At 67.9% G+C, this 11,711-nt stretch carries 8 protein-coding genes; 6 read left to right on the top strand and 2 right to left on the bottom strand.

The features are described from left to right. The first annotated feature begins 58 nt into the window (after window positions 1-58). Entirely contained in the window at window positions 59-502 is a 444-nt protein-coding gene (locus DFO65_RS17175; RefSeq protein ID WP_113903877.1) for a universal stress protein, read from the top strand. Next, the gene (locus DFO65_RS07975; RefSeq protein WP_113903876.1) at window positions 499-2,010 is read left to right on the top strand and encodes an alanine/glycine:cation symporter family protein; all 1,512 of its coding nucleotides are present in this window, start codon (window positions 499-501) and stop codon (window positions 2,008-2,010) included. Before DFO65_RS17175 ends, DFO65_RS07975 begins: the two co-directional genes overlap by 4 nt. Window positions 2,011-2,065: 55 nt before the next feature. Here DFO65_RS07975 and DFO65_RS07970 read toward each other — a convergent pair whose 3' ends face one another. Continuing rightward, window positions 2,066-3,691, bottom strand: a complete 1,626-nt coding sequence (locus tag DFO65_RS07970) for a PucR family transcriptional regulator (RefSeq protein ID WP_245940543.1) — start codon at window positions 3,689-3,691, stop codon at window positions 2,066-2,068. 141 nt (window positions 3,692-3,832) lie between these two features. Between DFO65_RS07970 and DFO65_RS07965 the strand changes: the two genes are divergently transcribed. From DFO65_RS07965 to DFO65_RS07950, 4 genes are all read left to right on the top strand, one after another. After that, entirely contained in the window at window positions 3,833-5,326 is a 1,494-nt protein-coding gene (locus tag DFO65_RS07965) for a CoA-acylating methylmalonate-semialdehyde dehydrogenase (protein WP_113903875.1), read from the top strand. Window positions 5,327-5,403: 77 nt separating this feature from the next. After that, window positions 5,404-6,873: an aspartate aminotransferase family protein gene (locus DFO65_RS07960; RefSeq protein WP_113903874.1), complete on the top strand. Its 1,470-nt coding sequence runs from the start codon at window positions 5,404-5,406 to the stop codon at window positions 6,871-6,873. A gap of 256 nt (window positions 6,874-7,129) precedes the next feature. Continuing rightward, on the top strand, window positions 7,130-8,575 hold the full coding sequence (locus DFO65_RS07955; RefSeq protein ID WP_245940542.1) for an inorganic phosphate transporter: 1,446 nt from the start codon (window positions 7,130-7,132) through the stop codon (window positions 8,573-8,575). Further along, window positions 8,572-8,805 (top strand): hypothetical protein, encoded by a 234-nt coding sequence (locus DFO65_RS07950; protein WP_113903873.1) that lies wholly within the window; start codon window positions 8,572-8,574, stop codon window positions 8,803-8,805. The genes DFO65_RS07955 and DFO65_RS07950 overlap by 4 nt, the downstream gene beginning before the upstream one ends. 884 nt (window positions 8,806-9,689) lie before the next feature. Here DFO65_RS07950 and DFO65_RS07945 read toward each other — a convergent pair. Beyond that, a complete protein-coding gene (locus DFO65_RS07945; protein ID WP_113903872.1) occupies window positions 9,690-11,522 on the bottom strand; it encodes a phosphoenolpyruvate carboxykinase (GTP) in 1,833 nt (610 codons plus the stop codon). Window positions 11,523-11,711 lie beyond the last annotated feature (189 nt).

Raw genomic sequence — 11,711 nt, 5'->3', positions numbered from 1 at the left:
GCGAGACCGCCGTCCCCGGTGTCTCTCGGCCTTCCACCGTCGAAAACAGGGGAGAACCATGGAATCGATTCTGGTCGGTGTCGACCACAGTGAGAACGCGCGAAGAGCGGCCCAGTTCGCGATCGAACGCGCTGCCGCCAACGGATGGAAGGTGCTCGTCGCCCACGTCGTCTACTGGTCGAAGTTCGCCTTCCCGACTCCCGAGGAGAACGAGGCCCGTCCGGGGCAGGTGTCGCTGGAGAAGGAGCGGGCGCAGGCGCAGGTGATCGATCCCATCGTCGAATGGGCACGATCCCAGGGGCACGACCGGACCACCGAGATCGAGACGAGGGTCCTCCACGGCCGGCCCTCCGAGGTCATCGCCGACCTCGCGGACTCCGGGTCCTTCGACATGATCGTCGTCGCCCGCACCGGCGAGTCCCATCTGCGCAACGCGATCTTCGGCTCCACGGTCAACAGGCTCGTCCAGCACGCGCCGATCCCGGTGGTGGTCGTCCCGTGAGCGCACTCGTCAGTCAGGGCGTGAGCGCCCCGCAGATCCTCGCGCAGGAAGCGACCGGCATCGACGCCGCGCTCGAGGAGTACTTCGGCCCCGTCGCCCGGGCCGTGGAGTCCGTCGTCTTCTACCCGATTCCCGTCTTCGGCACCGAGATGCCGATCATCGTCCTGTGGCTGGTGGTCCTCGGGCTCTTCTTCACCCTGTGGCTGAAGTTCCTCAACGTCCGCGGCATGAAGCACGCCTACGATCTGGTCCGCGGGCGCTTCACCCCGCCCGATGCCGTGGGCGAGGTCAGCCACTTCCAGGCACTGTCGACGGCCCTGGCCTCGACGGTGGGACTGGGCAACATCGCCGGTGTCGCCGTGGCCATCACGATCGGGGGTCCGGGTGCGGCCTTCTGGATGATCGTCGCGGGCTTCCTCGCGATGTCGACGAAGATGGCCGAGTGCATGCTCGCCGTCAAGTACCGCACCGTCCATCCCGACGGCACGACGTCCGGCGGACCGATGTACTACCTGAGCCGCGGACTCGCCGAGGTGGGCAAGCCCCGGCTGGGCAGGTTCCTCGCCGCCGCGTGGGCGCTGTTCATGATGATCGCCGCGATCGGGACGAACGCCTTCCAGTCCAACCAGGCCGTCGCCCAGGTCGTCGAGGTCAGCGGCAGCGGCGCGTTCGGCACGTGGCTCGGCGACAATCGCTGGCTCCTCGGCCTCATCATCGCCGTGGTCACCGGCCTCGTCATCCTCGGCGGCATCCAGGCCATCGCCAAGGTGGCCGGGGTGATGGTGCCCGCGATGGCCATCATCTACATCCTCGGCTGCCTCATGGTCCTCGCCGTCAACGTGCCCGCGATCCCCGGCGCCATGGTCGACATCGTCACCGGGGCGTTCAACCCCGAAGGCGTGGCCGGCGGCGTGATCGGCTCGCTCATCGTCGGCTTCCAGCGTGCGGCGTTCTCCAACTCCGCCGGCATCGGCGACGCCCCGATCGCCCACTCGACCGTGAAGACCAACCGGCCGCCGACGGAGGGCTTCGTCGCCTCCCTCGAACCGTTCGTCGACACGATCATCGTGTGCACGATGACCGCTCTGGTCGTCGTCGTGACCGGAGTGTGGAAGGGCGCCGACCCCGAGGTGGTCAACGGCGTCACCCTGACCTCGAGGTCGTTCGCGACGGTGGCCGACTGGTTCCCCTACGTCCTGGCCGTGGCCGTCGTGCTGTTCGCCTACTCCACGCTGCTGAGCAACTCGTTCTACGGGATGAAGTGCTTCGGCTACCTGTTCGGGGACCGGAAGACCGCGGAGACGGTCTACAAGGTCATCTACCTCTGCTTCACCGTCATCGGCGCAGCCGTGTCGCTGGGGCCGATCATCGTCTTCACCGACTCGGTGTTCTTCCTGCCGGCCGTGTGCAACGGAATCGGGCTCTACGTGCTGGCCAAGGTCATCCGCGGCGACTTCCGCGACTACTGGCAGAAGCTGCACGCCGGGGACTTCGAGCGAGTGAAGTGAGGTCGCCGAGGCGGTCGGGCGTCCTGCCCGGCCGCCTCGACGCATCCGACATCCGTCAGCGGCGCCTCCGCACCCGCCACCACAGCAGGGCCACGTGCAGCGCCGTGCGCGACTCGGCGTCGTCGAGGGACACCCCGAGCCGGTCCTGGAGCTTGGCGATGCGCGCGTAGAGCGCAGGTCGGGAGAGGAAGCCGGCACGGGCGACAGCGGATTTGTTGCCGCCATGGGACAGGAAGAGCTCGAGGAAGTCGAGAATCTCCTCGTCCTCGGCCTCGAGCAGGGGGCCGAGCTCCGCCTCGGCGAAGGCGCTCAGCGCCTGGTTCTCCGCCAGCGAGGTGAGCAGTCCGCGCAGCCGGACGTCGGAGAAGCGATAGTAGAGCCTCTGCCGCAGGTCGAGCGTCGAGGCGATCTCGGCGACCTGCGCGGCGGATTCCAGGCGGGCCGCCGCCGTCAGCAGCGACGTCGTCGACCGGGCCGCCCCGATCGTCGTCTCCCTGTGGGGCAGGTGGGAGAGCACCCGCTTGAGCATCGCATCCTCGTCCGCGCTCGCGGGAAGGGCGAGCACGACGCCGAATGACCCCGACTGCAGTCCGGTCGCCAGGGTCGAGCAGCGGTGGCGGTGCGCGGACTCCACGAGCTGCTGGAGCAGGGTCCGCTCCTGCAGCTGGAGGTGCGTCGGATCCGGCGCCTGGCCCCGGTCGATGCGGACCACGACCGGAACCATCCGGTCCCGAGGCGCGAACCCGAGCGCCCGCGCCCGGCCCCGTGCGGTGTCCTCGTCGAGCTCCGTCGAATCCGCGATCTCGCGGATCAGCCCGCCCTGGGCCTGGACCAGGAGATCCTGCTCGTCGCGGTCGGCCATCCGCGCCAGGGTCAGGGCCTGGGCGGCCCGCTCGATGATCTGCGCGGCCTCCGCATCGGCGACCGTGTGCCCGGGAGCCACGAGGCGACCCCACCTCCGCTCCCGCAGTCCCACCGGGGTCTGCAGCCACTGCGCCCCCGGACCCTCGCCTCCGCCGAGGCGACCGGCCGGCCCCGCCCAGCCCGCCAGGATGCGCGGCGCATCCTCACCTCCGCCGGAATGGGTGAGGACGCGGTGACCGACGTCCTCGAGGACGACGAGTGAGCCGAGCAGCTCCGAGGTGCGCGCGACGATGTCCTCGGCGCCGGCCCGCTCGAGGCTGAGTTGGGTGAACGTCTCGTGGGCCCGCCGCACCCGCTCCATGCGGGCGAGCTGCCGGTTGAGCAGCTCCTGGTGGGCGAGTTCGGTGACGCGGACGAATTTGATCCGCCGACGCAGCAGGATGATCGGCAGGTCCCTGCCGGCGGCCGCCTCGGCGATGATCCTCAGCGCGTCCTCATCGGCCTGACCGGTCTCGTCGATGAGCTCGATGACGGCTCCCGCGGCCGGCACCGATTCGAGCTGGTCGAGGAAGCCTGCGGCGGCCTCGACCGAGGACCGGTACGACAGCCCGGTGCTGAGCACGCACTCCCCGCCTTCGAGGAACTGCCCGACCTGCTCGGAATCGGCGATGTGCACCCAGCGCACGGTGTTGTCCAGGCGCTCGTGTCCGGAGACGACGTCGGGCGCGCCCCGGAGGATCTCGTCGAAGTCGAGGAGATCCGCGATGGTGAGCTCGGCGAACCGTTGCGAGCGGTCTGACACTGTGTAATCGTCCACGACTTCATTGTGACAGATTGTCTCTGTCCTTATCGCCCTCCCCCGTCCACCATGGAAGGAGTGCCGCTGCTCGCCGCGAAGTCGCGCCGGCAGCCGAACCGAATCGCTTCACACCCGCCCTTCACGGAAAGAGGATGACAGATGCGCACCGTCTCCCATTGGATCAACGGCGACACCGTCGAGGCCGAGGCCGGCTCCCGCTTCGCCGAGATCACCAACCCCGCCACCGGCGAGGTCACCGCCCAGGTGGCCCTGGCCTCGCGTGAGACCGTCGACTCGGCGATCGCCTCGGCGGCTGCCGCGTTCCCGGCCTGGCGGGACACCTCGCTGGCCAAGCGGACCTCGATCCTCTTCGCCTTCCGCGAGCTGCTCAACCAGCGCAAGGGCGAGTTGGCCGAGATCATCACCTCCGAGCACGGCAAGGTCCTCTCCGACGCCCTCGGCGAGGTCAGCCGCGGCCAGGAGGTCGTCGAGTTCGCATGCGGCATCGCCCACCTGCTCAAGGGCGGCTACACCGAGAATGCCTCGACCAAGGTCGACGTGCACTCGGTCCGCCAGCCGCTCGGCGTCTCCGCGATCATCTCGCCCTTCAACTTCCCCGCGATGGTGCCGATGTGGTTCTTCCCCGTCGCCATCGCCGCCGGCAACGCGGTCGTCCTCAAGCCCTCGGAGAAGGACCCGAGCGCTGCGAACTGGATGGCCGAGCTGTGGAGGGAGGCCGGTCTGCCCGAGGGCGTCTTCACCGTCGTCCATGGCGACAAGGAAGCCGTCGACGCCCTGCTCGAGAGCCCGCAGGTCGATTCGGTGTCGTTCGTCGGATCGACCCCGATCGCCCAGTACGTCTACGAGAAGGGCACCGCGACCGGAAAGCGCGTGCAGGCCCTCGGCGGAGCGAAGAACCACATGCTGGTCCTGCCCGACGCGGATCTCGACCTCGCCGCCGACGCCGCGGTCAACGCCGGGTACGGCGCCGCCGGTGAGCGCTGCATGGCCATCTCCGCCGTCGTCGCCGTCGAATCGATCGCCGACGAGCTCGTCGCCAAGATCGCCGAGCGCACCCGCACCCTGAGAATCGGCGACGGGGCGAAGGACTCGGACATGGGTCCCCTGGTCACCGCCGCGCATCGCGACAAGGTCGCCGGCTACATCGATGCGGGCGTCGAGATGGGCGCCACCCTCGTCCTCGACGGCCGCGAGGTCAGCGACACCGCCGACCCGAACGGGTTCTTCCTCAACCCGACCCTGTTCGACCACGTGCGTCCCGAGATGTCGATCTACACCGACGAGATCTTCGGCCCCGTCCTCTCGGTCGTCCGGGTGGAAAGCTACGACGACGGCATCGAGCTCATCAACGCCAACCCCTACGGCAACGGGACCGCGATCTTCACCAACGACGGGGGAGCGGCGCGTCGCTTCGAGAACGAGATCCAGGTCGGAATGGTCGGCGTCAACGTGCCGATCCCCGTGCCGATGGCCTACTACTCCTTCGGCGGCTGGAAGAACTCGCTCTTCGGCGACACCCACGCCCACGGCACCGAGGGTGTGCACTTCTTCACCCGCGGCAAGGTCGTGACCACGCGCTGGCTCGACCCCAGCCACGGCGGGATCAACCTCGGATTCCCCACCAACGGCTGAGTCGCCTCGCGGCACCACACCGCCGAGGCGGGACGCCCCGCCTCGGCGACCGACATCGATTCTCAAGAAGGACAGCCATGACCACCACCGAAGACTCTCTCACCCTCGACGACCAGGCCTCTGCCGATGCAGCGACCGCGGCCGGTGCAGCCGCTCCTGCCGGAGCATCCGCACCGGCCGGTGCCCAGACTTCGGAGCCGACGATCACCGACGAGCAGATCGCGGCGGGACGGCGCGCCCACGACCTCGACCGCGAGCACGTCTTCCACTCCTGGCAGGCACAGGGGCCCTTCGCCCCGATGACCGTGCTCGCCGCCCAGGGATCCTACGTCTGGGACGGGGAGGGCCGGAAGCTGCTCGACCTGTCGTCGCAGCTGGTCAACACGAACATCGGCCACCAGCACCCCGCGGTCGTCGCGGCGATCCAGGAGCAGGCCGCGCGCCTGTGCACGATCGCCCCGCAGCACGTCAACGACGCTCGCTCGGAGGCGGCCCGCCTCATCGCCGAGATCACCCCCGGGGACCTCAACCATGTGTTCTTCACCAACGGCGGGGCCGACGCCAACGAGCACGCGATCCGGATGGCGCGCCTGCACACCGGAAGGCACAAGGTGCTCTCGGCCTACCGCAGCTACCACGGCGGCACGCAGCTGGCCGTCAATGTCACCGGCGACCCGCGGCGGTTCCCCAACGACTACTCGTCGGAGGGAGTCGTCCACTTCATGCCCGCCTACCGGTACCGGTCGTACTTCGGCTCGACCTCCGAGGCGGAGGAGACGCAGCGGGCCCTGCAGCACCTCGAGGACATGATCCTCCTCGAGGGCCCGTCCAACATCGCCGCCCTCATCCTCGAGACCGTGCCGGGCACCGCCGGCATCTACGGTCCTCCCGCCGGCTACCTCGAAGGAGTCCGCGAGCTGACGGCCCGCCACGGCATCGTCTACATCGCCGACGAGGTGATGGCCGGCTTCGGTCGCACCGGACGCTGGCTCGCCGTCGACCACTGGGACATCACCCCGGACCTCATCACCTTCGCGAAGGGCGTCAACTCCGGCTATGTGCCGCTGGGCGGGGTGGCGATCTCGGAGGAGATCTTCGAGACCTTCCGCGAGCGCGTCTACCCCGGCGGCCTCACCTACTCGGGCCACCCGCTCGCCTGCGCGGCGGCCGTCGCGACGATCACCGCGATGCGCGACGAGAGGATGGTCGAGAACGCCGACCGCCTCGGTGCCGAGATCATCGGGCCGACCCTGCGGGAGCTCGCCGAGCGGCACCCGTCGGTCGGCGATGTCCGGGGCATGGGCTGCTTCTGGGCCGTCGAGCTCGTGAAGAACCGTGAGACGAGGGAACCGCTGGCCGCGTACGGCGGCAGCTCGCCGGAGATGAACCAAGTCATCGGTGCGCTCAAGGCCGGGGGAGTCCTGCCGTTCGCGAACTTCAACCGGATCCACGTGGTGCCGCCGCTCAACGTTCCCGACGAGGACCTGCGCCGCGGCCTCGAGGTGCTCGACCGCGCCCTCGACGTCGCCGACGATTTCGTCGGCTGAGACGTCCGGCCGCCTCGGCGCCTGGGCCTGCGCCTCCGACAGCATCGGATCGCTGTGAGTGTGGATACACTCACCGGTCCGATGCTGTCGCATTCTGCCTGCTGAGAAGTTGCGGGAGCATGAACGGGATGAACTCCGGGAGGCAATCAGGTGAAGTCGAGGGGTTCGAGACTGTAGACTTCTTCGGGATTGAGTTTGCTGTTTCTCCGGCCCATTCATCCATGGCCCGCATTGTGTCTACGCCCAAGGTCGCTCAGTGGAAATCATCATCGTCGTTGTCCTCGTCGTCACGCTCGCGCTCTTCTTCGACTTCACCAATGGGTTCCATGACACGGCGAACGCCATGGCCACCCCGATCGCCACCGGAGCGATCAAGCCGAAGGCCGCGGTGACACTGGCCGCCCTGCTCAACCTCGTCGGGGCCTTCCTCTCCACCGAGGTCGCGAAGACGATCTCCGGGGGGATCATCAAGGAAGGCGGCGGGGGAGTCCAGATCACTCCCGGATTCATCCTCGCCGGTCTCATCGGCGCGATCATCTGGAACATGACGACCTGGCGGTTCGGGCTTCCGTCCTCGTCCTCGCACGCGCTCTTCGGCGGCCTCATCGGGGCGGCCATCGTGGGCGCGGGATTCAGCTCGGTCGACTACGCCGTCTTCACCTCGAAGGTCCTCCTCCCCGCGATCGCCGCACCGCTCATCGCGGGCATCAGCGCCTACCTGTGCACACGGCTGGCCTACGCGATCACCCGCCGCCAGGGAGAGGGGCGCACCGCACATCGGGGGCCGTTCAAATACGGTCAGATCTTCAGCTCGTCGCTCGTCGCACTGGCGCACGGCACCAATGACGCCCAGAAGACGATGGGCGTCATCACCCTGGTGCTCGTGTCGGCGAGCCTGCAGGAGCCGGGCACGGGTCCGCACCTGTGGGTCATCGTCACCTGTGCCGTGGCCATCGCCGCGGGCACGTACGTCGGCGGCTGGCGGATCATCGACACCCTCGGCACGAAGCTGACGACCGTGAAGCCGGCCCAGGGACTGTCCGCTGAGACCTCGACGGCCGCGGCGATCCTCGCCTCCTCCCACTTGGGCTTCGCCCTGTCGACGACCCAGGTCGCCTCGGGCTCGGTGCTCGGTTCGGGACTGGGCCGCAAGGGCGCGGACGTGCGCTGGTCGACCGCCGGGCGCATCGCGTCGGGCTGGCTGCTCACCATCCCCGCGGCGGGAATCGTCGGCGGTCTGGCCGCCCTCATCGCGCACACCGGAATGGTCGGCATCGTCATCGACACGATCATCGCCGTCATCGTCGTGCTCTGGATCTACCTCAGCTCCCGCAAGGTCGACGAGACCGACATCTCGAACCTCGACACCGTCGCCGAGGCGGTCAACATCCGCGGACGCAAGCGCAAGCTGCGCAAGGACCGCAACCGCAAGCGCGCCGAGTCGAAGCGCATCGCCGCCCGGACCGCCGACGCGAAGGCGCAGACGACCGACACCAAGGCGCAGACGACTCTCACCGCTGCCGGCAGCGCTGAGGACGCTGGAAGCGGACCTGTCGCTGGCGCTGCTGACAATGCACCGGCTGACAAGAACGCGTCTGCTGACAACGCACCTGCTGACAAGAATGCACCGGCTGACAACGCACCGGCTGACAATGCACCTGCTCGCAAGAACGCACCTGCTGACAAGGGAGAAGCGAAATGATCGAGTGGAGCTCGTTCCTCATCGTCGCCGTCGCCACGTGGGTGTCGGCAGTCGTCGTGATCTCCCTCTTCTCGGCTGCTGTCCGGATGCGCGCCGCGCACATCGACATGATCGAAGCCGGACGGCCGAATGCGCTTCTCAAGGCCGGCTATTGGGCGGTCTTCGCGATCTGCGGGATCGTCGTGCTCTTCGGCGTGTACCTGATCGTCCCCGCCCTCCACGGGGCCTGAGCCGAAGCCCGAGCCCGGGTTGCCGCGCACCCTTCCGGCAGCGTCACGTCCTCCACGTGGCTCCGCACCCTCTCGCGTGCCTTGCGCCCTACACGTACCTTCGCACAGCCTCCCGGCAGCGTCACGTCCTACAGTTAGCTCCGCATCCCCTCCCGGTGGCCCCAAAACCTCCATCTGGACGGCGCGGTTTTACCGCTACCGGGGTGGTGTGATCTTCTGAGCCGCCCTCGAACCTCCGATCCGGGTGGCGCGGCGCCGCTCTCCGCACCGCCAGACTCACGTCCTACATGTCGCTCCGCGCATCCTCCCGGCAGCGTCACGTCCTACAGATCGCTCTGCAATTTCGCCTGACAGCGTCACGTCCTACAGATCGCTCCGCATCCCCTCCCGGTGACCCCAAATCCTCCATCTGCACGGCGCGGTTTTATCGCTACCGGGGTGGTGTGATCGTCTGAGCCGCAGTCGGAGCCCCACCCCAGGGGGCTCGGCATCACGCTTCACCCGGCCAGTCTCGCCCTGACGTCACCGCCGAACGCCCGATACGTAGGACCAGCCGAACATCTGAGGCGTCGGACCGGGCCGAACGCCCGATACGTAGGACCGAGTCGAACAACTGAGCCGTCGGACCGCGCCGAACAACTGAGCCGTCGGATCGCGCAGAACGACCGAGTCGAACGACCGAGCCGTCGGACCGGGTCGACCGGCTGGGCAAGGGCGCAGATACGACGATCCCCCGACCACCTCGGCGGTGATCGGGGGATCGTCTGCGGCTCGGATCGCGAGCACGGTCAGCGACTCAGGGCATTCGCTCGTCGCAGTGGCTCAAGGCTCAGGGCGTGTGCCCGGTGCGACAACCATGGGCCTGTCCAGGCGCGCTCGGCGACTCAGGCGAGGCCGAGACGGGCGCGGAGTTCGTCGACCTGGGCGCGGAGCTCGGCCGGGACGTGGTCGCCGAGTTCAGCGTACCACTCCTCGATCGAGGCGAGTTCCGTGTCCCATTCCTCGGGCTTGATCTCGAGCGCCTTCCGGACCTGCTCCTCGGTGATGTCGAGGCCGTCGATGTCGAGCGCTCCCGGGGTCGGTGTCATGCCGAGAGCGGTCTCCTCGGCGTCGGCGGTGCCGGCCACGCGTTCGAAGATCCACTTGAGCACACGGCAGTTCTCCGAGAATCCGGGCCACAGGAAGGAGTTGTCCTCGGCGCGTCGGAACCAGTTGACGTAGAAGATCTTCGGCAGCTGGGCGCCTTCGGTGTTGCCGACGTCGAGCCAGTGCTGCAGGTAGTCCCCGACGTTGTAGCCGATGAACGGACGCATCGCCATCGGGTCGCGGCGGACGACGCCCACCTGGCCCGTGGCGGCGGCCGTCGTCTCCGACGACAGCACCGAGCCCATGAAGACACCGTGGGTCCAGTCCTCGGTCTCGGTCACCAGCGGCATCGTGGTCTTGCGACGGCCGCCGAAGAGGATCGCCGAGATCGGCACACCGTTGGGGTTGGTCCATTCGGGGGCCAGGGTCGGCACGTTGGCGATCGGCGTGCAGAAGCGCGAGTTGGGGTGTGCGGCAGGGGTCTCGGACTCGGGAGTCCAGTCGTTGCCCTTCCAGTCGATGAGATGCGCGGGCTTCTCGTCGGTCTTGCCCTCCCACCACACATCGCCGTCATCGGTCAGCGCGACGTTGGTGAAGATGTTGCCGCCGGCTTCGATGGCGCGCATCGCCGTCGGGTTCGTCGAGTATCCGGTGCCTGGGGCGACGCCGAAGAGGCCGAACTCGGGATTGACGGCGTAGAGCTGCCCATCGGCGCCGAACCGCATCCAGGCGATGTCGTCGCCGAGCGTCTCGGCCTTCCAGCCGGGGATCGTCGGTTCGATCATGGCGAGGTTGGTCTTGCCGCACGCCGATGGGAAGGCAGCGGCGATGTACTTGACGACGCCCTCGGGGTTGGTGAGCTTGAGGATGAGCATGTGCTCGGCCAGCCAGCCCTCGTCACGGGCGATCGCCGAGGCGATCCGCAGCGCGTAGCACTTCTTGCCGAGGAGGGCGTTGCCGCCGTAGCCGGATCCGTACGACCAGATCGCGCGCTCCTCGGGGAAGTGGGTGATGTACTTGGTGGGGTTGCACGGCCAGGCGACGTCCTCCTGGCCCGGCTCCAGCGGAGCGCCGACGGAGTGCACGCACTCGACGAAGGACGCATCCTGAGCCTCGATGGCGTCGAGGGCATAGGTCCCGCAGCGGGCCATGACGAGCATGGAGAGGACGACATAGGGGGAGTCGGTGACCTCGATGCCGAACATCGGATGATCCGCCTCGGCCAGGCCCATGACGAACGGGATGACGTACATCGTGCGACCGCGCATCGAGCCTTCGAAGAGGCCGTTGAGGGTCTCCTTCATCTCCGCCGGGGCGACCCAGTTGTTGAGTGGACCCGCGTCCTCTTCCTTCTCGGAGCAGATGTAGGTGCGGCCCTCGACGCGGGCGACATCATCAGGATCGGATGCCGCGTAGAATGAGTCCTTGGTTCCGGTCAGCTTCACGAGCGTGCCTGCGGCGACGAGCTGATCGGTGATGAGAGCCTTCTGCTCGGCCGAGCCGTCCACCCAGACGATCTCGTCGGGAGTGGTGAGGCGTGCGATCCGCCCGACGAACGACAGCACTGCTTCGTTGGAGGTCGGTGCGGTTTTCAGCTGGTCAGCGACGACATCATGGTCGAGGACAGTCATGAGTGGTCTCCTGGTCAATCGGGTACGGGGTTTCCGCCAAGCGGTGGTACATCTCCACGGTAGAGCTCGCTGAAGTCGGTGGAACGGGCGATTTCCGCCCCCAGAGCTGTGCATTGGGTCACAAGAAGCACACGGATGCCGCGTTCGTTGCATTCATGAGTCGTATTGTTTCATTCCATTGACGTGTTG

This window comes from Brevibacterium sanguinis (genome assembly GCF_003315415.1).
GTDB lineage: Bacteria > Actinomycetota > Actinomycetes > Actinomycetales > Brevibacteriaceae > Brevibacterium > Brevibacterium celere_A.
This window is presented reverse-complemented; position numbering and strand designations above follow the sequence as displayed.